This window comes from Chryseobacterium sp. AG363 (genome assembly GCF_003610675.1).
Taxonomy (GTDB): Bacteria; Bacteroidota; Bacteroidia; order Flavobacteriales; family Weeksellaceae; genus Chryseobacterium; species Chryseobacterium cucumeris.
Genome location: NZ_RAQF01000002.1, coordinates 2,181,209 through 2,206,498 on the forward strand (window position 1 = coordinate 2,181,209; position 25,290 = coordinate 2,206,498).

General features: G+C 40.0%; 9 protein-coding genes. 6 read left to right on the plus strand and 3 right to left on the minus strand.

Features of this window, described 5'->3' with window-relative positions; translation table 11 throughout:
• Positions 1–55: 55 nt before the first annotated feature.
• Positions 56–1,921: a T9SS type A sorting domain-containing protein gene (locus tag DEU39_RS09905; protein ID WP_120231817.1), complete on the minus strand. Its 1,866-nt coding sequence runs from the start codon at positions 1,919–1,921 to the stop codon at positions 56–58.
• 71 nt (positions 1,922–1,992) lie between these two features.
• Positions 1,993–6,861: a PKD domain-containing protein gene (locus DEU39_RS09910; protein ID WP_120231818.1), complete on the minus strand. Its 4,869-nt coding sequence runs from the start codon at positions 6,859–6,861 to the stop codon at positions 1,993–1,995.
• Between the two features lie 518 nt (positions 6,862–7,379).
• Between DEU39_RS09910 and glsA the strand changes: the two genes are divergently transcribed.
• The gene (glsA, locus tag DEU39_RS09915) at positions 7,380–8,393 is read left to right on the plus strand and encodes a glutaminase A (protein ID WP_120231819.1); all 1,014 of its coding nucleotides are present in this window, start codon (positions 7,380–7,382) and stop codon (positions 8,391–8,393) included.
• 67 nt (positions 8,394–8,460) lie between these two features.
• Here glsA and DEU39_RS09920 read toward each other — a convergent pair whose 3' ends face one another.
• The gene (locus DEU39_RS09920; protein WP_120231820.1) at positions 8,461–9,315 is read right to left on the minus strand and encodes an alpha/beta fold hydrolase; all 855 of its coding nucleotides are present in this window, start codon (positions 9,313–9,315) and stop codon (positions 8,461–8,463) included.
• 1,222 nt (positions 9,316–10,537) lie between these two features.
• On the opposite strand from DEU39_RS09920, the gene DEU39_RS09925 reads away from it, so the two are divergent.
• From DEU39_RS09925 to DEU39_RS09945, 5 genes are read left to right on the plus strand one after another with little or no spacing between them, the layout of a single operon-like run.
• Complete coding sequence (locus DEU39_RS09925) at positions 10,538–17,560, plus strand: type I polyketide synthase (protein ID WP_120231821.1); 7,023 nt, start codon at positions 10,538–10,540, stop codon at positions 17,558–17,560.
• A gap of 19 nt (positions 17,561–17,579) precedes the next feature.
• Complete coding sequence (locus tag DEU39_RS09930; protein WP_120231822.1) at positions 17,580–21,833, plus strand: type I polyketide synthase; 4,254 nt, start codon at positions 17,580–17,582, stop codon at positions 21,831–21,833.
• Positions 21,821–22,120 carry an acyl carrier protein gene (locus DEU39_RS09935; protein WP_034696900.1) on the plus strand — a complete coding sequence of 100 codons (300 nt, stop codon included), beginning with the start codon at positions 21,821–21,823 and terminating at the stop codon, positions 22,118–22,120. The genes DEU39_RS09930 and DEU39_RS09935 overlap by 13 nt, the downstream gene beginning before the upstream one ends.
• Positions 22,111–22,893: an alpha/beta fold hydrolase gene (locus DEU39_RS09940; protein WP_120231823.1), complete on the plus strand. Its 783-nt coding sequence runs from the start codon at positions 22,111–22,113 to the stop codon at positions 22,891–22,893. The genes DEU39_RS09935 and DEU39_RS09940 overlap by 10 nt, the downstream gene beginning before the upstream one ends.
• The gene (locus DEU39_RS09945) at positions 22,886–25,288 is read left to right on the plus strand and encodes a glycosyltransferase (RefSeq protein ID WP_120231824.1); all 2,403 of its coding nucleotides are present in this window, start codon (positions 22,886–22,888) and stop codon (positions 25,286–25,288) included. Before DEU39_RS09940 ends, DEU39_RS09945 begins: the two co-directional genes overlap by 8 nt.
• Positions 25,289–25,290 lie beyond the last annotated feature (2 nt).

Below are 25,290 nucleotides of genomic sequence, written 5' to 3' on the forward strand. Positions count from 1 at the left end.
TCTCCTGGAAAACACCGTTTTATATATAAGGTTATTAATTTTCAGTTTTGTTTTTTTACTTCTTCAATATCTTTTCTGTTACTGTTGAAGATTTTGTATGTAGTTTAATGTAATATACTCCTGTCTGAAGAGAAGATAATACGATCTGTTCCTGCATCATATTCAAAGTTCCCTGCTTGACCAATTGTCCTGCTGCTCCAAAGATCTCATAAGAAACCAAAGGCTCTTTACTTTTGATCGTCAATACATCCTGAACCGGATTAGGGTATAATTGCATTCCTGCCTGAGCAGCCGTTTCTTCTACTGACATCTGGCTGCATGTTGATTTAGCAAATTTTGTGAAAAAAGACTGAGATTTCCCTCCTGCTACATTAACCGCCATTGTGTTGACGTTATCATTGGCATCCGTAAATAGCTGATCGTGAAAAAAACCGCCCACTACGTAATTGCCATCGTTATCTGCAGCAACTGCTGTAAATTCATCTATAACATAATAGTTACTACGGATTTCTCCTGTTCCCAAGACCTCTCCGGTATCTTTATTAAGTCTCACCAATAAAGGATCGGATCTGTCTCCATCAGGACGTATCATTGCATAGCTTCCCCAGACATCAGACCAGCTTCCTTTGGCAAAGGCTATTTCATTTCCATTAATGGCAATTGTTCCTTTGGTAAAACGATAACCAAACTGAAGACCAGACATTGCTTCCGGAGTTTTTGCCCATTGTACTGCACCCGCAGCATTCATTTTCATAACAAACGGAACGGCTTCCACATAACTTCTCAGAGGAAATGTATAAGTTCCGAAAGTTGCAGGCACTGTTATTCCGTTAAAATATCGTCCTGAAATATAAATATCTGAAGTTACGGGATCTTTGATAATAGAATGAATTTCATCATCAGTACTCGTTGTACCGTTATTAAGTTCTTTTCTCCATACCTCAGCTCCGGTAGTACCATCAAAAGCAAACACATAAGCCGCTTTTGTAAAGGGAACATTATTATAGGAAAGATCAACCAGATTACTGAATCCAGGATCCATTCTTTTACCAGCAATATAATAACGATTCAAACTTTCATCGTATACTACATTCACTTTTCCCTCTCTACCTACAATATTTATTGCATCTCCTGTAATAGGAAGTAACAAAGGAGTTGCAGGGGTCATATTTCCGTTATCATAATTGAACTTTACCGCATAATACTGATAGGTTGATGTGAAGGTTGAAGGCACTGTAATTAATCCATTCAGATGTGTTCCTGCTCTGAATCCCATTACAGCATGAATATTTTTGGAAGAATCCATATACATCATCTGAACATCGCACATGCGGGAGAAATAATTAACATCTCCCTGTAAAGATTTGCTCCATGCCAGTGTACCGTCCGAAGTATTGTATTTTAACAGAAAAGCCGCTTTATGGGCCGGTTCTATCGTTTGATCATAATAAGTATACAGCGGTTGTGTATGAGTATCATCAAAGTGCATTGGAACAGCATTAGGATCTCCTGCATATGAATTGTTATAAAGGGTTGCCAACACATATAATCCACCATTATTATCTACTTTAATATGCCATGCATTTTCTCCATCTCCTGAACCGCCTATTGGCCTGGACCATCGTATATTTCCTGCGCAATCAGCAGAGAACAGAAAAAGATCACTCAAACCGTAATTGGTTACAGAAGCGCCATTCAGGTTTTGTTCCTGTTCACGCATGGTGGCAAGAAAATAGGTATTATTGTTGTTGTCTACTACAATATCCCTTATGGATTCATCAAAGACATAATGAAAACCCGGATCAGCTGAACCTGTTAATCCTCCTGCCTGTTTTCCCCATTGCCACTGATAAGCCTGACTAAAAGATAATCCTGGTACTATCAGAAGTAATCCCCAAAGTTTGTTTTTTAATCGTATCATAAAATTTCATTTAATTATCACATACTATAAAAAAACAGTGCTCTCCGAAGAGAACACTGCTTTATAAGCTACTAATTTTTAATTAGTTTTCCTTGTAATGAGGTGTCTCCCGTTTGTACGATAACAATATAAACACCCTGCAGCCAGCTGGTAACCTCCACGTCTACCTCTCCGGAAGCCGTTTTCAGTTCCTTACGGAATTTGACATTGCCCATGGCGTCAAAAACTGTAACCTGTTTTGCCAGTAATTTTTCATTGCCCGTATTATACGAGATTTTCACTTTTTCCTTCGCAGGATTTGGTGTCATTTTCAGAGAAGAAACTGACGTTGCCGTCACACTTCTTCCTGCATTTTTCATACCCATCCAGTTAGGATCTACCGCTTTGGTAGTAAACTTACATGTTTCATTGGAGAATAAAATCTCATCCGCACCCTGGAAGTTTGAGTTTGGATAGAATGCCAATGGATTAGCGTTCATATCATACACTCCACCAGCAGGAATTGTAATAATAGATGGAAGATAAATTCCAAATCCATTAAGACTTGAAACGGTAAGACTTATCGGCTGGCTTCCGCCGTTGTAGATCACACCATACACATTATAGTGATCTCCTACCCATTTCATGTCTTTGATACTTGCTTCCAGTTTACATTCTGTTTCGTATCCACATTCTTTACCCGGATAGTAATTCATGGTTCCGGAAGTAAACTGACATCCCAGATGGTCAATCTGCAACTGATAAGTTCCTGCAGCACCAATGTACAACGGATAAATATAATCATTGTTTCCACTCTGGATGCTGTTTCCAAACAACAGCCAATCATGATGATCGAAGACTCCTTTTGGTCCTAAAACATAGTTCTTTCTAAGGCATTCATCATAGCATCCTGTTGGGAATACCCACATCAGACTTTCAAGGCTTAATGGAACCTGTACATTACCTACAACCTTACATCCACTTGGTGCCGTGTAGATAACCTGATAAGCACCACCTTCATTTACTGTAATAGACTGACCTGTCATTCCGTTGCTCCAGTTATAAACACCTGCAGACGGCCCTGATGCTGTTAACATCACCTGATAAGGCTGACAACCTACCATACTATAGGTTACAGAAATCGGTGCCGGCGGGCTATTTACAGTAACTGTAAAGCTTTTGCTGCTTGTACATCCTGATGTACCCGGAGTTCTTACTTCCAGCGTATACACATAAGTACCAGCAGATAATGGTCCTGTACTTATAGCAATAGGATAAGGAGAAGAAGCCCATGGTACAATCACAGAATTTCCTTTTTTCCACTGATATTCTAAGGTGTTATCCGTTACAATACCGGTAAGTACCGTTGAAGATCCTTCACAGATATTCGCTGTTCCTGATATATTTACATATGGAGGATTTTTAAGCGTTACCGGGATTGCTTTGGTACTCATAATACTTGTTGTACATCCATCTGATGATACCAGCACCGGCCAGTAATTACCAGATTGCGTAGGTGTGAATACCGGAGAGTTTGGTGCACCTGCAACAGGCTGAGAGCCATTCATCCAGATATACTGACTAGGAGATCCAAGTGTACTGGTAAATACAATATTAGGAGCACTTCCTATACAAGCCACAAGAGAAGGAGGTGCTATAGTACCATCCAGAGTAGCTTCTTTTACATTCACACCAATGACAGCAGAAGTATATTCACATCCCATAGGTGTTTTAATTTTCAGCTGAATGGTTTTTGTTCCTGCTGTATTATACGTTATTGTAGCACCTGATCCTGTCGTAATATAAGATGTACCATCAAAAATCCATGTGTAGGTATTTCCGGGAACATAATTTATTGGACTGAATGTTATAGGCGAACGGGCACACAACCAGGCTGGAACCAAGAAAGATGTATCAGGAATAGGAGCTAATGTAATAGTCTGCGTAGTAGTACATGTTGGCTTCCCTGGTGCAGAAACCGTCATTGTAAAGGTATAAGTACCTGGCGCAAGATTATAAGTAGCAGACTGTCCTGTTTGGGTAGGCTGTCCCGGCGAAGTGAACGTGTAGGTAATAGACGCCGGATTGATTTCAAATATTGTAGAAGTATTAAAAAGTGTTACACTATAACCATTTCCACTACATACTGTACTGATATTGAATTTAGGTTCATAGTTTTTTCTCACTTCTACCCCTTTGCTGTACCAGCATGAACCGTATCTCAGGCGTACAAAAACAAGATGTGCTCCTGCAAGATTAGTCTGATATACCGGTGAAGCTGTTCCCTGACCTGAAACTAAAGTAAGGAAAGTATCAGACAACCATTGGATTTCATCCGGAGTTCCATTGTACGTTAAACCAGAAACCGTAATGTTATTACAAGCAGTCCATGCCGGCACGAAGTTGATCTGAGGATTTGCTGTACAACTTCCACTGCTCGGGCATGATTGTGTTACATTAATATTCTGTGAAGAAACCACACAACCGTTAATATCTACAGCCTGCACTCTATAGGTTCCAAAAGCACCTGCTCCTGAGATGGTATACGAGTTGGTAGTTGCACCAGATATAATACCATTATTTTTATACCATTGCCAGGATATGATATTGGTAAGTCCTGTAGAGCTGTTAGCCGTAATAGTATACGGTGTCATTGTGGTAGGATCACAAACTGCAATATTATATACCGGAGAAACAGTAATAATGGTTTCAGGATATACAATAAAATTAGCACTTGCAGTAGGTTTATAATTACATCCGTTAGTACCTGCATAAGTTACAGTAACTGTGTGGGAAACATTATTTCCTGAATTATTCTGGATATATCCGTTATTCGGGAAGCTGTAAACCCCAGACGGATTAAAGGCTGTCGTAAACGTTCCGCCAGCAAAAGTGAAAGTAACACTTGTGGCTGAAGTAATAGTTCCCTGATTTACTGTAAAAGTAAGATTTGATCCTAAACAAATTCCGCCAACATTGGTAAAGCTTACTACCGGAAGCGTAATTAAAGATACCGGCATAGTAATAATCTGTGTTACTCCACATTTTACTACTTTCAGAATAAGATCAGTAGTACTCGTTGAAGAAATCTCGTTGAAGTTTACGGTAATATTAGCTGTACCCTGTCCGCCTACTACACTTCCGAAGTTGGAACTGGCAAACGACCATTCCATAAAGTCAGGAACAATACCATTCAGGTTAGCACTGAAAGTTTGAGTACTGCTTGGGCAGAAAGGTCCTGGTTTTGGATTAATAACAATAGTACTAAGGTCTATTTTAGTTACGTTAAACGTTTTCGGAGCTGAAAGACATGCTGCACTGCTGATAGATTTGTTCTGTGCAGACACTATATATGACGTAGCGCCGGCATTAAATATCACCGTAACAGATTGTCCTGCATTACTTCCTTGAATAGTTCCGTTGGTAACAGTCCAAACCGGTACCATTCCGGGATCCACTGAACTGATGGTATAAACATAAGGTTTTCCAGGACATACTTTTGTTTCTCCGGAAATGGTTCCGTTAGGTGCCTGTGGAATTGGTAATACCTTAATAATTCTTCCATTACTTTCACAACCTCCACCTTGCTTGGTAGCCGTCACAGTATATGTTCCTGCCGTAGCAAAGTTATAGTTGAATATTCCTGTCATCGGTGGAGAAGTATACGTAGATGTTCCTGTTGTTACTTTCCAGATCACCGGTACATTAGGGACAGCTGTAAATCCCTGGCTTGTTCCGGCACAGATTTCATCCACACCACCACTTACCAATACTGGTGCTTCTACTACGATATCTATAGAAGCCTGTCCTTCACATCCCAATAAAGTATTAAAATAATTTGCTGTAAGATGATAAGTCCCTGGCTGATTTGCGGAGAAAACAATTTCGTTTCTCTGTTGAGTATTCGTCAGCAGACCTCCCGCAGGACCTGTCACATTCCAGTTAACTTTGGTTGTTGGCCACTGAGGAATTGAATAAGTATACTGTCTGCCAGTACATATCACTCCCTGTCCTTTAATTTTTGCATTTTTTAAAACTACAGGAATTTTAATTGTCGTCCACTCAGGACATGCACATTCTGACATGTACATTACATATCCAAAGCCTTCAAGCGGATCTACCTGATCCCAAACCACTTCAATTTCATTACCGTTAATGTTGACAATTGATCCTCCGATAACTTTCCATTGTCCTTTGTTGCATCCATCCTGTACATTGTATTTTTCAGTACTCCCTTCACATACTACGGAAGCACAGTTGATCTGTACAGGATCAGCTTTTAATACCTTGATCTGTTTTTTAATTTTATCCTGGCAGCCACACTTGTTGGTAACCGTCAGAGTAATTGTATAGTTTCCGGGATTAGCATACAAATGAGACGGCTCAAAAGCGGTAGAAGTTGTACCATCCCCAAAGTCCCAGAAGTAGTTAATGATATCCGATCCGCCGTTCTGTTCAGAAAGATTATCAAAATAGATCGTTGTATTCCTACATACAGTATCAGTCAGGTTTAACATTTCAAATTTAGCAATCGGCCTGTTAATCTTTTCGATACAAATGGTCTGGGTTTCCACAGTTCCATCATTGTAGGTGATAACCGCCTGTAAAGATCCGTTCCCCGCTGCTCCCCAGCTTACATTCGCTACGGTATTCGCAGGTCCTGAAATAGCTGCTGTACCTCCTGAAACCGTCCATTGGACATTGGAAACATTCGGTCCCTGAATCTCGTATTTTACGGTTGATTGCTCACAGACCCGGAGACATTGGGATGAATTGATGTAGGAATAAGCGATTCCGTTGTCAGGGATCTGACCATCTTTTTCGCCACGGAATTCCTGGCATCCGACCTGAGCGGTCCATGTAATTCGAGCTTGAGCTTGTAGTACCCAGGGTACCAGAAGCCAACATAGCAGGAGCCATCTGAAGATGTGCTGCCTACCAAAATAGGTGTTGTTTTTCATAGTTATTAAAAAAGTGTTATTAATTTTTTGTCAAATTAGTAAAAATAATAATATAAAACTCATTTAATCGTGAAAAAATAACATTATTTCACAGTTGAATTTCAACAATATAGATAAATTCATACTTATATGCTATTTCACCAACTCATTAGTTATATAAAAAAAATCATCTTTTTTTTAATTTCAGGGTCTCCAAGCCATTTTCAATCAAATAAAATCCTATTTTTTCTACCAATAAATCCCAAAATCAACAAGTAAAATTAAATTTAATTTATTTTTTACTAAATAATATCAATTTGTATTAAAATTAATCACATTCAAAACAGATAGAATAATAAGTTTTACCCATTCCTTAATTCTTAAAAAACTATATGTATTTCGACAACTTAATCTTCATTAAGCATTTCCTATTCATATCAATATCCATAAGGACAATCATTAGAATTGCCGACAAGATTAAAATAATTTATCTTTGTTTTTCAAGGCTTATCATAAACATTATATTCAACAACTCTTATATGAGAAACAAAAATTTTTTATTTTCCGCCAAAGGAATCTGTACTGCAGCTTTTCTTTCCTTAAACACAATCTTTTATGCACAGAAGACAGCAGATCTCTCAACCCTTTCAGAAAAAACATTAAATACCATTCTGGAAAAAAACAGAGCTTATTATACTCAGGGAAAAGTGGCAGATTACATTCCTGAACTAGGGAAAATGGATGCTAAAGCAATTGCCTTTTCAGTGGTTGATAAAAATGGAAAAGTATTCAACACCGGTGATGTAAGTAAGAAATTTACCATGCAAAGCATTTCCAAAATCATATCCTTAATGGTAGCCGTCAATGAAAAAGGAGAAACTCATATTTTTGATAAAATGGGATATTTCGGATCAGACAAGCCTTTCAACCATTTTTCCAATCTTGAAACCACAGGAAAGCCGCTTAATCCAATGATGAATGCCGGAGCAATCCTTACCACTTCATTGATCTCAGGAGACGGAGAAAAACCATTCCTTAAAATCCTGGATATGGTAAGGTATATTACCAAAAACCCATCCATAGAATATAATAAGTCTGTTTACGAATCGGAAAAGTCAACAGGACACCGTAACCGTGGAATGTTTTACATCATGAAAAACAGCGGACTGATTTCAGGAAATGAAGACCAGCTGGACAACTATTTCAAACAATGCTCTATTGAACTTACTGCTGAAGATCTCGCAAAAATAGGATACTTCTTTGCCAACCAGTGTGTAAGATTTGACGGTGATGCCACTTATAAAAATGCAGATATGGCAAAATTAGTAGAATCACAGATGCTGACTGCCGGAATGTATGAATTCAGTGGAGAATACTCCAGAACCGTTGGTTTACCAAGCAAATCCGGTGTAGGAGGAGGTATTACGGTAAGTGTTCCGGGAAAAATAGGAATCGGAGTTTTCAGTCCTGCTTTAGATCAACATGGAAATTCTCTGGCCGGATATCATATGATTTTAGATCTGGCAAAACAGTATGGATTAAGTATCTTTTAAAGATTCAAGTACATAAAATATCACAAAGGCTCCAAAACAAAATGTTTTGGAGCCTTTGCATAAAGGATTAATCATTCCTTCTCTTTAATAAAAATGCATTTATTTTATCTGCCAGACCAACCAGCACATGTCCTTTGTCAGGATCAACATAGGATTCAAAATCAGGAAGTAACCCTTCAAGTCTTTCTTTTATTTGTTGAGAATCCCTGACCACATCACCTGCTCCACCTATAAAAAAGACAGGCATGGTCATATTTTTCAATTCTTCATCAGAAAAGATATACTCCTTATCTATCCTTGCATTCACAGAGGACTGCATGAGGCTCATAAAGTCCAGAACAGACTGATCTATTTTTTGTGAACCCGTTATCAGTTTATTGATTTTTCTCTTCCCGGCATTTCCAAGTAGAGAAAAGAATATCGCTTTAAACACAAAGCTGCGCTGTGTTTTTACAATTCCTCCTGGAGAAAGAAGGACAAGCTGACTGATTTTTTCCGGATATCTGGCTGCAAACTTTATCGCAAGCCATCCGCCTTGTGACAATCCCACCAAAGAAAATTTTGTTATTTTCAGTTGTTGGAAAACCTCAAACAGCCAATCACTGTAATAATTGCCTTTATAAGGAAGTCTGTTTTGTTCACTTTTACCTGGTTCCCCGATAATATCAATAGCATATACTTTGTATTCTTTGCTGTACAAAGCAAGATCCTTCATCCAGGATGCAGCGTTAGAATTAGCTCCATGAAGTAATATAAGTTTAGGATGATCTTCATTTCCATAACTGATAACATGGGTTTCTCCAAAGCTTGTTGGGACCGCTTGTTGACGGATATTTCCTTTAAAATTTGCTAATGCACCATCATATTGCTCCATCACCCTTTCTTTGTGAGCACCTGATCTGAAAGTTGTTGTCTGTTTCATATATACCTGTTTTCTTTTGTTGTATTTTTTAAATCCAAAAACAAATTTCTGTATGACACACCCCAAAAGTAAGACCTCTTGAATCTGACTACAGTTATTCAAGATCGACCGGAAATTGGCCAATTTCTGAAAAGGAAGTCAATACGAATTGAGTATGGATAAGATTAGAAACCCGTTAAATCATCATAATTGCAAAAACAAGAGAAAACGAGCTTACTATTACAAACACAGGCATGTATAAATCATAATTTCATCAAATCAAATTATGATTGAGTTTTTAGGAGTACAAAAATACAAAAGTTTTATACACTAATCATAAAATACAATAAAAAGCAATTGTTTTATTAAATCCCAGAAAGATCACCCATAGACATAACACATTAATAAACAGATCCTTTACCTTAAAAATTAAAAAAACACCCACCTTTTATATTTACTTTTTTTATGAATTTCGGAAAGATATTTAAATTATTCTTAAAAATACCTATCTATTTATTTATCAAAAAGATAGAAAAAGTTCATAAATAATTCAAATTAAATCACAATATATTGATTAATTTTATTTAAATTCGCTTTGTCATTTTATCAGATTGATAAAGGTAATTCTAACATTTCAGAACCGTATTCATTGTATATTATCTTTTTGTAATATACCTAAAAACAAATCTCTTGTTTTTGAAATATTTTATTTTTTATTCCTATATTTGCTTAACATTTTTTTAACTATAACCATTTATAGTTAAAATTTATAAGATTGTACTGGCCATGTTTCTAAGAATAAGGAAACAATAAATATACTTTAATAGCATTTGAACAATTGATATTTTCATATTAAAAAATCATTATCAAATAGCGTTTATAATTGAAGATATATGATTGTTTTATTATTTTTATTTCCTCATAACAGAAAATTGTTATTTATATGAATAACATTAGTGTTTTGCTATGAGATATCATTAACTATTTCTATACCGTAAATGCTATGAAAAACTTGACCAAAATCAGGCTGATGCCCTTTGAAAAGCCGGATATAATTACTACAATCCAAAATCTATCAACAAACGATAGATTATTAAATAATTACCATAAAACAATACATATTGTTAACGATTTAACAAAAACAATTTTTACTATATCATAGCAAAAAGTAATGGTCTTAGCGAAAGACCTTGCATTCTGTTATGAAACTCTTGCTATCATTCAATAATTCAATTAACACGCCATGAAAAAATTAACCATTATTGGACTGACGCCTTTTGAAAAGCCGGACGTTAACCTTATATCCCGATTGCACCAGGCGGGTGCGTTCCCCGTACTAAGTTTAGGAAATGAGCTAACGAAAGCCCAGGAAGCGTTACATCAACTTGACGAGATAGACGTACCATCGTATGGTATTTATTTTTCTAACGACAATTTCACCACTCTGCAGATTCCGGAAAAAGTAAGATTTGCGATCCTACCGTTCGGAATGTCCACACCATTCAATGTACCTGCTATTTATCAGGTAACCAGTTTGGAAGAGGCCAGACAAGCTGAAGAATCAGGGGCACAAGGAATCATTATCAAAGGAAATGAAGCCGGTGGATTAGTAGGCTATGAATCCACGTTTGTATTATTCCAGCGTGTGATCAAAGAAATCCAGAGGATTCCGGTGTGGATACAGGGAGGAATTGGTCTCCATACTGCCGCCGCATCAAAAGCTTTGGGAGCAACAGGAATTGTTCTGGACAGCCAATTGGCGTTGTTCCCGGAAAGTTCAGTTCCTAAGGATCTGAAAGAAGTATGCTCAAAACTGAATGGTACAGAAACTAAGGTGATTGCTAACCATCGTGTATTGGTAAGACCTAACTCACCTGCTTTACCTGAAAATGCAACCGCTGAAGATCTGAAACAACACTTTACAGGTTTCGACCTTAGTACATGCTATATCCCTATGGGACAAGATATTTCATTAGCAACGGATCTGTATGAAGACTTCAAAACACTGAAAAAACTTGTTTTCGGTTTCAAAGAAGCCATGTATGGACATCTGAAACAAGCCAAAGCACTTAAAGTAATTGATAAAAACAACTCTTTAGCACAGGAACTGGGCCTGAGTTATCCTATCGCCCAAGGCCCAATGACCCGTGTGAGTGATGTTCCTTCCTTTGCCAATGCAGTAGCAGATGCAGGAGCCTTACCTTTTGTTGCTTTATCCTTATTGAAAGGAGAGTCTGCAAAATCTTTGGTAATGGATACCAAAAAACTGGCTGGTGAAAAAACATGGGGTGTGGGAATTTTAGGATTTGCTCCACAGGAATTAAGAGATGAACAGACATCCTATATATTAGAAGCAAAACCTCCTGTAGTTTTGATAGCCGGAGGAAGACCTGCACAGGCTAAAGTATTTGAAAAAGCAGGAATTAAATCATTTTTACACGTTCCTTCCCCTGCCCTTCTGGATATTTTCCTGAAAGAAGGAGCTAAAAACTTCATTTTTGAAGGACGAGAGTGTGGAGGTCACGTAGGACCCCTGTCCAGTACAGTTCTTTGGGAAAAACAAATTGAACGTATTTTAAAAGAAGATCATCCTGAAAACATCAGTGTCTTTTTTGCGGGAGGAATTCATAACGCTTTTTCAACGGCATTTGTTTCCATCATGGCTGCACCATTGGCTGCAAGAGGAGTAAAAATCGGGGTATTGATGGGCACAGCGTATCTGTATACCCACGAAGCTGTACAAACCGGAGCTATTCAGGAAGAATTCCAATCTCAGGCAATGCAGGCGAAGGATACCGTTTTACTGGAAACAGCTCCCGGACATGAAACCCGTTGTTTAAATACAGCTTTTGCCCACCATTTCAATACCGAAAAGGCAAAACTTCTTGCTGCCGGAATGGATAAAAAGCAGGTATGGGAACAACTTGAAAAATTGAATGTAGGCCGTTTACGTATTGCGGCTAAAGGTATAGAACGTCAGGGTGATAAATTGGTCAACATTCCTAAAGATGACCAACTGGACTTAGGAATGTATATGATCGGACAGGTAGCCACCATGCAGAATCGTGTGATCTCATTGGCTGCTCTTCATCAAAGTGTTGTAGATAATTACAAACATATTCAGGAGGCGGCATTACCGGAAGAACCCGTTTCTACGGAAAAACCGCTGGACATCGCTATCGTAGGAATGGAATGTATTTTCCCGGGAGCTAAAAACCTTGATGAATACTGGAGAAATATCATTTTAGGAAAAGACAGTGTTACCGAAGTACCGGATGAAAGATGGAATAAAGAACTTTATTATAAGCCGGATTCCAACGAACCGGATGTATCCCATTCCAAATGGGGAGGATTTATTCCTAAAATCGATTTCGATCCATTGGCATTTGGAATTCCGCCACAATCCCTTGCTGCTATTGAACCTACACAGTTGTTAACCTTATTGGTTGCCAAGCGTGCCATGGAAGATGCTGGATATGGAGAAAAACACATCAACAGAGAAAACATTTCTGTCATTATAGGTGCTGAAGGAGGTAATGACCTTGCCAACAGCTATAGTTTCAGAGGATATTATAAGCAGGTTTTCGGAGAACTTCATGAAGAAGTAAAAGAAGCCTTCCCACATACGACTGAAGATTCTTTTCCGGGTATTCTGGCAAATGTAATCGCAGGTAGGATTACGAACAGATTAGACCTTGGTGGAAGAAACTTTACGGTAGATGCCGCATGTGCTTCTTCTTTGGCAGCCATTGATCTGGCATGTCAGGAACTTGTATTAGGAAAATCTGATATGGTTCTTGCCGGAGGAGCAGATTTACACAATGGAATTAACGATTACCTGATGTTCTCGAGCACGCATGCCCTATCCAGAAAAGGAAGATGTGCTACATTTGATGATGACGCAGACGGTATTGCTCTTGGAGAAGGTATCGCCATCCTTGTTTTAAAAAGATACGAAGATGCTGTACGTGATGGTGACAGAATTTATTCAGTAATCAAAGGAGTTGGAGGATCCAGCGACGGAAAAGCCCTTGGATTGACTGCTCCTAGAAAAATAGGTCAGGTAAGAGCTCTGGAACGTGCTTATTCCCAGGCTGGGATCAGTCCTGCTTCTGTAGGCCTTGTAGAAGCGCATGGTACAGGAACGGTAGTAGGTGACAAAACTGAATTAAGTGCACTGACTAATTTATTCAGTCGCTCAGGAGCTTTACCAGGACAGACGCATTTAGGTTCCGTGAAAACACAGATCGGCCATACAAAATGTGCGGCAGGATTAGCAGGATTGATCAAGGCTTCCCTTGCCGTTTATCATGGTGTAAAGCCACCTACCCTTCATCTTCAGCAGCCAAATGCTTATTATAACGCAGAAACCAGTCCGTTTGCCTTCCATGCTGAAAGTGGATTATGGGGCGAGAAAAACCGTTATGCAGGAATCAGTGCTTTCGGATTTGGAGGAACGAATTTCCATACCGTTATTGCGAACCATCCTAAACAGGACAATTCAATTGCCATGCAGTCGTGGCCTTCAGAATTGTTTGTCTTCCGCGGAGATACCTATGAAGAAGCGAAAGGACAGTCAAGCCAGGTTAAGGCATTATTAGAAATTAATGATGGTATTCCATTAAAAGATATTGCTTACAGTTTAAGCATCAGCTCAGAAAAACCAATCCAGTTCAGTATTGTCGCAGACACCGCTGAAGACCTGATGATGAAGCTTGAGTTAGTACTGCTAGGGATTGAGACAAAAGATACTTTCACCGTGAATAAAAAAGAAGGTAAAGTAGCATTCACCTTCCCGGGACAGGGCAGCCAGAGAATCAATATGGCTCGTGACTTATTTGTAGTTTTCCCGGCTATGCGTAAAATTATTGATGAATATCCTGAACTTGAAAAAGTAGTTTTCCCCTCTAAAACCTTTAACGAAGCTGATTTAAAACAACAGAAAGAAACCATTAAAGATACCCGTTTAGCACAACCGCTTTTAGGAATTGTAGACCTTGCATTGGCAAAATTCCTAGAATCATTAGGCATTATCCCTGATATGCTGGCAGGCCACAGCTATGGTGAAATTCCGGCTTTATGCTTTGCAGGAGTATTTGGAGAGGATAAACTGGTGGACCTGAGTGTTAAGAGAGCTCAATCTATCTTAGATTCAGTAGAAGGCGGAGATCCGGGTTCAATGTTAGCCGCAAGTGCTGCTGCAGAACGTTTACAACCTATTATTGCTAAAGTTGAAGGATGCTATCCTGTGAATTTCAACGCTCCGACTCAATGTGTGATTGCTGGAAGTACGGAAGCTATCAATAAATTACTTGAAGTGCTTAAACAGGAAGGTATTTCTGCTAAAAAACTGGAAGTTGCCTGTGCATTCCACAGTCCATTACTAGCGAAATCCAAAGATTTATACGCTGAAGTCTTAAAAGATGTTCCTTTCCAGGAAATGCAGATTCCTGTTTGGTCTAATACCACTGCAGAAGTATATCCAACGAATCCATCAGAAATAAAAGAAAGACTTACTGATCATCTGGTACAGCCTGTAAGATTTGTAGAACAGCTTCAGGCCATGTACAATGACGGTGCAAGAATATTCATCGAAGTAGGACCGGGAAAAGTACTTACCGGATTGACTAAATCCTGTCTTGAAAAAGATCAGCTCACCCTATATGTTGAAGACAACAGCCGTAATAAATTCAGCCATCTGCTTTGCATGCTGGCACAATATTTAGGAACAGGCAGAAGCTTTAACATTGATAAACTTTTTGACGGCAGAAGTGTTACGATTATTGATCTTAACCAACCTGAGCTTTACAAGAAAAGCCCTGCTATCTGGCGTGTTAACGGGCAAACTGCCCACCCAACTACCGGTAATCTGCCATCTAATGGTGCATTACCACTTATAAACCCAATTCCCATGAACAATTTTACTAATAATCCACAGGCACCCGCAACGGAAGCCCAGTCTACTGCTGAACGCATGTTGCAGGAATATTTGAACAGCATGAAATTAATGATACAGGCACAACGCGATGTGATGCTTTCCTTTATGGGACAGAATCCTCAGGCGTTCCCTGCTCCTGTATACCATTCACCAGCACCGGCTGCTGCACACCAACCTATATCTACGATTCCGGTTCAGCCAGTTCATCAGCAACCTGTAGCTGTAGCTCCTGTAAAACAAGCTCCGTCAAGAGATATTAAATCCCTATTACTACAGGTAGTAAGTGACAAAACAGGATACCCTCAGGAAATGCTGGGTATGGAAATGGACTTGGAAGCGGATTTAAGTATCGACTCTATCAAGAGAGTTGAGATCATCGGAACACTTCGTAACGAATTGGGAACTCTGGGCAACGGAAACACCAGCGAAGACACCGTTATGGAACAGCTGGCAGGCATAAAAACATTAAGCGGATTAGTTTCATGGCTTACTGAATTCTCAGGTGCTGAAACAACTGCTGCGACAGAAAAAAATGGATCTGCGGCCGAATCAGCGCCTTCAAAACCACAGGCTCAGCCGGCATTCTCACTGGAGGACCTTCAAAATGCAATTTTGAATATCGTGAGCGAAAAAACAGGATATCCAAAAGAAATGTTGGGGCTTGATCTTGATCTGGAAGCAGATTTAAGCATAGATTCCATCAAACGTATGGAAATCATCGGTGATCTTAAAACTAAGATCGGATTTGGTCAAAACCTTGAACAGGCTGATGATGTGATGGAAAAACTGGCGGCCATTAAAACCCTTCGTGGTCTGGCAAGCTGGATCAGCGAAATGAATGGGGAAACCAACGAAGCAGCTCCGGAAGCAAAAGAAGAAAATACTACAGAGCCAACTCAAAATGTATTGTCACGTCTTCGTTTTGACATCACTCCTACCGATGTTTCTAAAGTACAAAATACTGAAGTATTGCAGGGAAAACGTTTTGCCATTACACAGGATGACAGCAAACAAACTTCTGCGATCAAAGAAACTCTGGAAGAACATGGAACTATCGTAGAAGTAGTAGATACGGATAAAGATCTTTCAAATATCGACGGATTAATTATGTTAGACCTATTCTCTGCCGTTGATAAGCCAAGTATTATCGATCATGTAGATCTGATCAAGAAACTGGATTTTGATAAAGCAAAATGGGTATATCTTATTTCTGATATTCCTGCACATATTCAGGAAATTACAGATGCAAGTATATTACGTCATCATCAGGGATATCCGGGACTTTTCAAAAGTTTAGCCAGAGAATTTGATAATACAACATGCAGACTCATCAGCCTGAGCACCCCTCAGGAAGTAGATCAGATTGCTGAAATTACATTGAAAGAGATCCTTACCAACGATAAACCTGCTGAAGTGATTTATAAAAATGATCAGAGACACCAGGTAGACATCATTCCTTCTCCGTTATCCACGAGTTTACATGAGGCCCATATCCAGCTAGATCAAAAATCTGTGGTATTGGTATTGGGAGGCGCACAGGGAATTACTGCTGAATTGGTAAAACATATGTCTCAGGCTTATCCTTGCACCTATATTCTGGTAGGAAGATCGGCAGACCCGAGAAATGAGATTTCGGCTAAAGACTTTGAGGGGATGAAAACCAAAGAAGAAATCAGAAGTTTCCTGATCAAGTCTGGTCAATTCACTTCTCCTGCAGAAATAGAAAAAGAAACGACGAAGATTTTCAAAAATAATCAGATCCTGCGTACTATCCGTGACATGGAAAACCTTGGAAATACCATCATTTACCAATCATTGGATCTTTGTGATGAAGAAGGTTTAAGCAATCTGATCAGCAGTATTTATGAGAAATACAACCGTCTGGATGGAGTCATCCACGGAGCAGGTCTTTTAGAAGATAAATTATTCAAACAAAAGACGACAAGCTCCTTCGGACGTGTATTTGATACCAAAGTAAAACCGCTTCGTGTATTGGCAGAACAGCTTCGTTCAGACTGTCAGTTTGTAGTATTATTCTCAAGTATTGCTTCCGTATACGGTAACAAAGGTCAGACAGATTATGCCGCAGCCAACAGTGTACTGGATGATTACGCAAATGCTTTAAACAAAAGGTTAAAAGGAAAAGTAATCTCTATCAACTGGGGACCATGGAAAGGTGCCGGAATGGTCTCTTCCACCCTGGAATCTGAGTACGAGCGCAGAGGTATTTCCATGATCCCATTGGATGAAGGAAAAGAAATCTTCCTTAACGAAATTAAATACGGAACAGAAAGCCAGGTGCTGATCATGTCAGGAAATAATTGGTAAAACACTGTATAAACAAAGTATGAAAAAAACAGATGTTGCTGTAATTGGTTTATCCTGTGTCTTTCCCGGGGCTCAGGATGCCAACACTTTCTGGCAGAATATTGTCAATAAAGTTGATTCTACCGAACTCGCTCCGGCGGATCGGATAGATCCGGTTCATTTCAGTGATGCCACAAGTCCCGTTGACCGTTTTTACTGTCAGCGTGGAGGGTTTATCCCTGATTATACTTTCGATCCTACCGCATTTGGTATTTTGCCATTAGCCGTTGAAGGAACGGAACCTGATCATCTGCTTACCCTTGATCTGGTACAGAAAGCACTGGAAGATGCAGGTATATTTCAGAAAAACATTTCCCTTGAAAAAACAGGAATCATCATTGGTAAAGGAAACTACACAGGCCCAGGTGCGACCCGAGCTATAGAAATTGTAAGAACCGGAGAACAGATTTCTTCATTGTTACAAGAGTTACTGCCTCACGTTTCTTCTTCCGATATTGAAAAGGTAAAGCATGCATTTCAGGAACGTAAAGGTCGTTTTGCAGCAGATACTGCGATGGGATTAATTCCCAATCTTGTTGCTTCACTTGTCGCCAACCGTTTCAATCTGGGAGGTGCTGCATTCACTGTAGATGCCGCTTGTGCCTCTGCTTTAATTGCTGTAGATCATGCAGTGCAGGAACTTCAGAGAGGCCGTTCAGATATCATGATCGCAGGAGGTGTACACACAGGACAGAATGCTGCCTTCTGGAGTATTTTTGCCCAGCTGGGAGCGATGTCACGTCAGCAGCAGATTAAACCTTTCAGTATGGATGCTGATGGTCTGTTAATCGGAGAAGGTTGTGGTTTCGTAGTGTTAAAAAGACTGGAAGATGCCGTTCGCGATCAGGATAAGATCTATGCGGTTATTAAAGGCGTTGGCGTAAGCAGTGATGGTACCGGAACCAGCGTGATGAGCCCATCTGTAAAAGGTCAGTTGAAAGCGTTGGAACAGGCATGGATCAATGCTGATTTAGATAAAAATAAAGTGGGATATCTTGAGGCTCACGGCACAGGAACACCGCTTGGAGATAAAACAGAACTTCAGACCTTGGCTCAATTCTTTGGAAAAGAAGAAGCTGCTCCGGCTGCAGGTATCGGATCTGTAAAGTCCAATATCGGACATGCCATGCCAGCTGCCGGAATTGCAGGATTAATTAAAACCTGTCTTGCCTTACATCACGATACTTTACCACCAACCCTATATTGCGAAAATCCGACTTCGGAGATGCAGAATACAAGGTTTGAACCGGTACAGGAAGCCAGAAACTGGTCAAAAACAGGACTGCCAAAAGTAGCGGCAGTGAATGCTTTCGGATTCGGAGGAATCAATGCACACGTTGTTTTGGAAGGGTATGATATGCCTAAAAAAGATCAGGTATTGATCTTGGCCAGACCTACTCATGAAGAACTGCTATCTGCATTACAAAATAATGAAACAACTATCGGCGAAGGAGATTTCAGAGTTGCGATATTCGATCCAACTCCTGCCAGAATAGAAAAAGCCATAAAAATTGTTTCCAAAAATATCATCTGGAAAAACAAACAGGATATCTGGTACACTTCTACCCCATTATTAAAAGATGGAGGTAAAGTAGCCTTTGTATTCCCTGGATTAGATGGTCTGGCAAAAGGTGAGGTAGAAACGGTAAGCCGTTATTTCGGATTGTCAGCACCTATCGAAACAGAAGGTGAAGGGCTTCTAACCGATGCCTTAAACATTTTCAACAACTGCAGTATCCTTGATAATTCACTTAAAAAACTGGGAATTATTCCGGATATGAATGCAGGACACAGCTTAGGAGAATGGCTGGCCGGTTACTCTTCGGAATTAGCGGAAGCCAATTCTGTAAAAGCCTTAATTGATGTACTGAATCCTGAAACTTTTGAACTAAAAGATTCCAAGTTCATTGCCATAGGAGCCGGAATTGAGGTGATAAAACCTTTTATTTCAGAAATTTCAAACCTCTATGTTTCCAATGACAACTGCCCAAATCAGGTGATTCTTTGCGGAAGCAATACTGCTCTGGATGAGTTGGTTCCCTTGTTAAAAGCAAAACAGATCTTCCATCAGGTATTGCCGTTCCAGTCTGGATTCCACTCTCCTTTTATCGCTGATAAATTGGATGTGATCCTTGCGGGAATGGAAAAAGCACAGTTCCAGCAGACGAAAATCCCATTGTGGTCTGCCACCACTTTAGAACCTTATTCTGCAGATCAGGCAGCGATTAGAAAACTGAGTGCAGAACATTTGGTTCAGCCTGTCCGTTTTCGTGAGCTGACCGATAAATTATACGAAGAAGGCGCAAGAGTCTTCATTCAGGTCGGAACTGGCGGTCTGATTGGATTTATTGATGATACGTTAAAAGGAAAAGCATTCAGTACGATTGCTTCCAGCGTTCCTACCCGTTCTGCATTGGCTCAATTACAAAGAGTAGTTGCTTCATTATTTGTAGAAGGAAAAACAATTGCTCTTGATTTTCTGGAGATTCAGAATCATTCGAAAAAAGCTTCAGGAAAAGGTATTAAGCTGGAATTAGGTTCACCTATCATCCGTAATTTTAAAGAGGTGAAAGCGTTGGCTCAGTCTTTTGACACGCCAAAACAATATGCAGCAACAGCTTCAGCTATTGCTACAAAAAGCGGACATCCTCTGGTACAGGCATTTCAGGATAACGTTGCCGATATGATCCGTATGCAGGAAGAAGTATTGACTTTATTCCAGAAACGTCCGGAAATCACCATCCAAAGACCTGCACCTGTAGTTCATGCTGCTCCACAACCCGTAAGAAGTACAAATTTTACAAAAGATTTATATGTAACGCTGGAAAGTCATCCTTACCTGATCGATCACAGCTTATTGAGACAGCCTAAAGGATGGGCTCATGTAGCAGATATGGAACCGGTAATCCCGATGACGATGATCTTTGAACAGCTTGCAGAAATTGCAGAAGCAGAGATCCCGGGAACATTAGTTCATAAAATCATGAATGTAAGTGTATTCCAATGGATGAACGTGGCCAAACCTTTCGAAAAAACCGTAAAAGGAGAATGGCGTTCACCGAATCATGCTTATCTCGATATTGAAAATTTTGCCAACGCAGAAGTAGTCTTAAAATCTGCTCCTGTTCCAACACCTGACTTCAATCTTTCCATCGGTAATCTTTTACCTATCGAAAGAACCCCTGAAGAAATCTACGACATGCACATGTTCCATGGGGACCAATATCAGGGAATTACAGAAGTTTCTGCCGTAGGAGATAAAGGAATCATCGGGAAGATAAAAGCAAACGGAGGTAAAGGATCATTGCTTGACAATGCAGGACAGCTGTTCGGACTTTGGCTTCAGCTTACGTTGGTGAAAGACCGTATTGCATTCCCTGTAAAAATCAGAGATATTGAATTCTTCGGCGATATGCATGATCAGGAAGGTATTTTTGAATGTACCTGCATGCTGACTGAATTGAATGATGAATTCGCCATTGCAGACATTATCCTGAAAAGAGACGGTAAAGTATGGTGTGCGATTACCGGATGGCAGAACAGAAGACTGGAAATTGATGCCGCTTTATGGAATGTTTCCATGTCACCACTGCACAACCGCCTTTCGGAAGAGATTGCCCCTGAAGTTTTCTTCTTCCATCAGGCCTATACAAGAGTTGCTTCATGGGATTTTATCCTGAAAAGATATTTCAACCAAACGGAAAAACAGCATCATCAGCAATTGTTACCTAATAAAAAGAAAAACTGGATGGTAAGCCGTGTGGCAGTGAAAGATGCCGTAAGAAATCTTCTTCGCAAAGAAAAAAATCATGCCTGCTTCCCGATTACGTTTGAAATCCGTTCCGATGAAGTGGGGAAACCTTACCTTATCAGTGATTTTACAGATAACATCCATATTTCTCTGGCTCATAAAGGAAAAGAAGCCGTGGGAATCGCGAGATATGGAAAATCTGTAGGAATTGATATGGAACTGATAGAAGAACGCAGTTCAGGATTCTACGACATGGTATTTACCGACAAAGAATTAACCTTATTAAAAGACCGAGATCAGGCAGAATGGACCACCCGTTTCTGGGTAGCCAAAGAAGCTTATGGAAAGTTTCTGGGAACAGGACTGAAAGGAAATCCTAAAGCCTTCGAAGTCGAATTGATAAAAGACGATCACCTGTGGATCAACAACATTGAAATCAAAACTATTAAACATAAAAATTATATTATCGGATGGACACTGTAAACGCAACATTAAAAATGAACCACGAAGAACTTTTTACTTTATTAAAAGGTTTTATTACTGAAGTGATAGGTGCTGAATTTGTAGAAGAGATGGACATTACTCCTGAAAGTTCATTCACCAGAGATCTTGAGATGGACAGCATCGAGATTGTCTCTTTCTCTGAAAAGATCAAGGCGCATTTTGGCGATCAGATCGACTTTACAGGTTGGTTATCATCTATGGATCTTGACCAGCTTATTAATCTTGACCTTAGTATGATCATCAATTATATCTACGAATGCCAATAATCACTGTCAATAACAGACAAGTTCATATACAGGAACTCAACAAAGGAGCCGAACAAACCGTGGTACTCATCCACGGTATGTTCAGTAACCTGTCCATTTATTATTTTAATATTGCCCCAATTCTGGCAAAACATTTCCATGTGGTGATGTACGATCTGAAAAGCCACGGTATGAGTGAACGCTTTCTGGATGGGTACGACCTTGACAATATGTCATCCGATTTAATAGGTTTAATAGATCACCTTCAACTGGAAAAAATACACCTTGTCGGCTATAGCTTCGGAGGTCTTATTGCTTTAAAAACAGCTTTAGAATACCCGGACCGCGTGAATCAGCTAGTGGTGATGGAAGCGCCGGATCCTCAGGATGAAAAAGCCCGTAACATCATTGATGAATACAGCAAGGAATTTCTTGAGCACTATGTAGCCAATTTTACAGATACCACCAAAGTACAGATGGGCAAAAGACAAATGGATAAGAACCACCGTATGTATGAATTTCTGTTTAACCAAACCAGCATTAAAGCAGATATGATTAAGGAAAAACATTTCCTGGGTGAAACCGACTTCAACAAATTGACAGCTCCTACTCTATTGCTTTATGGCGCTGATTCCAATTGCAGACCTACAGGTGAATGGCTGCAATCTCAAATCAGCGGATCTGAACTTGAATTAATTCCGGGCGATCACAATATTCCTATCCAGGAACCTCAGCTTATCGCTGAAACGATTGCTCAATTTTTATCTAAAATCCTAACACAAAACCATGGCTAAATTTGCATTTATAGTTCCACCATTGACAGGACATGTCAACCCTACCTTAAGCATCGGTGCTACGCTGCTGGAAAGAGGACATGAAGTAGCCTGGATCAGCCTTGACCCTACTTTAGAGGCCAAACTTCCCGAAGGAGGAAAATTATTACTGATCCAGTACGATCAGACCGACGAAGAAAAAAAAGAAAGTGAACAATATCTCGATATTATCTCCAAAAAAGTAGTGTATGGTATAGACAGCGTTAAGTTCCTGTATGAAGAGGTTCTTATCCCGCTGAACAGACATTGCTACAATGGTATTGTTACTTTATTAAAAATAGAGCAGCCCGATTTGATTATCGGAGATCATCAGTTATTTGCAGCTCCGGTTGCAGCCAAAACTCTTGGTATTCCTTATGCCACTTCTGTTACCGCTCCGGCAGCCATCAAAATTATGAATGAGCTTCCAAAAGTACACGAATGGGAAGTGAATCAAATCATTGATCTGCAGAAAGAACTCGGTTTCCGGGAAGAACGTTCTCTGGCGACGTCTGACCTTCTGACTCTGGTTTTGACTTCCGGTTATTTCTTTGGGGAAATGGAGGATCTGCCGTCTCAATACCAGTTCACAGGTCCGGTTCTTACGGAAAGACGTGTTTCATGTGAATTCGACTGGGAGAGATTAAAAAGCAAAGACAATAAAAAGATCTTTGTAAGTATCGGAACTACCTTCGATCACGATCATAAAAAGGCATTTTTCCAAAAGGTAATCGATGCTTTTAAAGAGGAAGATTTAACCGTTGTAGTCGTTTCTGATCCAGAGCTTTTTGAGCTGTGGCCGGATAACTTTATGGTGTATCAACAAGTTCCGCAATTGGATCTGCTGCCTCATCTTGACGGCGTAGTTTGCCATGGCGGTCATAATACCGTTTCTGAAACATTATCCAACGGTATTCCTTTGGTCGTGATTCCGATTGCGTATGATCAGTCGCATGTTGCAGGACGTGTGGTGCGTACAGAAGCGGGTGAGCGCCTGAATTTTAACCGATTTAAAGCCAATCACCTGAGAGAAGCGGTACAACAGATTTTAAATACTCCAAGCTACCGTGAAGCAGCTCAGAAAGTAGGTCACTCTTTTGTGGAAGCAGGAGGAGCAGCTACAGCAGCTAACTTATTGGAACAAGCGATATCAAAGGCTTCAAAACCTGAAAAACCGTCTAAATTTTTATTTGTAGTTCCTCCGTTTTTCGGACATGTGAGCCCGACTCTGAGTGTGGGAGCAAGTCTGATTGCCCGCGGACATGAAGTTAAATGGTTCGGGATAACCCCTTTAGACAGTAAACATATTCCTGAAGGAGGTTCTCATTTCTACCCTGAAGAAGATCTTGTTCCGTATCAGGAGGAAATCGCCCGTATCTTGAAAAGGCAGGATGACGGACCTGCATGTTCCGGTCCTGAAGTAATGAAACTGGCTCTGGAAGAAACCTATGTTCCTTTCGCTAAAATGATGATGCCGGGATTAACCAGACTAACAGAAAGCTGGATGCCGGATGTGATCGTGAACGACTGTATCACTTTCGGAGGGGCGCTTTTCGCTCATAAACATCATATTCCTTGTGTAACGACAACACCTGTTCCTCCGGATGTGATGGGAGACACGGAAAAAAGTGCCCCTAAAATCTGGGAATGGCAACAAAAACTGATCAAAGACCTTCAAAAAGAAGTGGGAATTCATGAGGAGGGAATTTATATCCATTCTCACAAACTGAATATGGTATTTACCTCTCAGGCTTTCGCCGGATTTGAAACCGTTCCGCCTCATATGAAATTTGTAGGCCCGGTAAAAGGACGTCCGAACGATGCTCCGTTTGACTGGGATAAACTGAATGCATCCACCACTCCAAAGATATTTGTGTCATTGGGAACCCTGTTGGTAGATATCAGAAAAGCTTTCTTCGAAAAAATCATTGCTGCATTCAAAGACCAGCCGGTAACGGTAATTGCCGCTACTCCACCGGAAATTTTTGAAGAATGGCCGGACAACTTTATTGTGAACAGCTTCGTCCCTCAATCTGCAGTGATGCAGAAAATGGATATGGTGATCTGCCACGGTGGTTTCAATACCGTAAACGATACTTTCCGTAACGGTTTACCGATGTTGATCACTCCCATTGCATATGACCACTTCCATATTGCAAAACTGATTGAGCAGGCAGGCTGCGGAATCAGCATCCGATACAAAAGACTTCGTGTAGATGCCCTTCGTGAAACTGTTTTTGAATTATTGGAAAATCCAAAATACAGAACCGCTGCTCAGGAAGTCCGCAATACATTCACGCTTGCCGGAGGAAATGATAAAGCCGTAGAACTATTAGAAAATTTTGTACACGAACATTCAATATTAGCTTCAGTGTAGCC

What these genes read in the sequence shown, in the direction of transcription:
- DEU39_RS09905 (WP_120231817.1), bottom strand. Translation starts at nt 1,921, where the DNA reads ATGATACGATTAAAAAACAAACTTTGGGGATTACTTCTGATAGTACCA.
- DEU39_RS09910 (WP_120231818.1), bottom strand. Translation starts at nt 6,861, where the DNA reads ATGAAAAACAACACCTATTTTGGTAGGCAGCACATCTTCAGATGGCTC.
- glsA (WP_120231819.1), top strand. Translation starts at nt 7,380, where the DNA reads ATGAGAAACAAAAATTTTTTATTTTCCGCCAAAGGAATCTGTACTGCA.
- DEU39_RS09920 (WP_120231820.1), bottom strand. Translation starts at nt 9,315, where the DNA reads ATGAAACAGACAACAACTTTCAGATCAGGTGCTCACAAAGAAAGGGTG.
- DEU39_RS09925 (WP_120231821.1), top strand. Translation starts at nt 10,538, where the DNA reads ATGAAAAAATTAACCATTATTGGACTGACGCCTTTTGAAAAGCCGGAC.
- DEU39_RS09930 (WP_120231822.1), top strand. Translation starts at nt 17,580, where the DNA reads ATGAAAAAAACAGATGTTGCTGTAATTGGTTTATCCTGTGTCTTTCCC.
- DEU39_RS09935 (WP_034696900.1), top strand. Translation starts at nt 21,821, where the DNA reads ATGGACACTGTAAACGCAACATTAAAAATGAACCACGAAGAACTTTTT.
- DEU39_RS09940 (WP_120231823.1), top strand. Translation starts at nt 22,111, where the DNA reads ATGCCAATAATCACTGTCAATAACAGACAAGTTCATATACAGGAACTC.
- DEU39_RS09945 (WP_120231824.1), top strand. Translation starts at nt 22,886, where the DNA reads ATGGCTAAATTTGCATTTATAGTTCCACCATTGACAGGACATGTCAAC.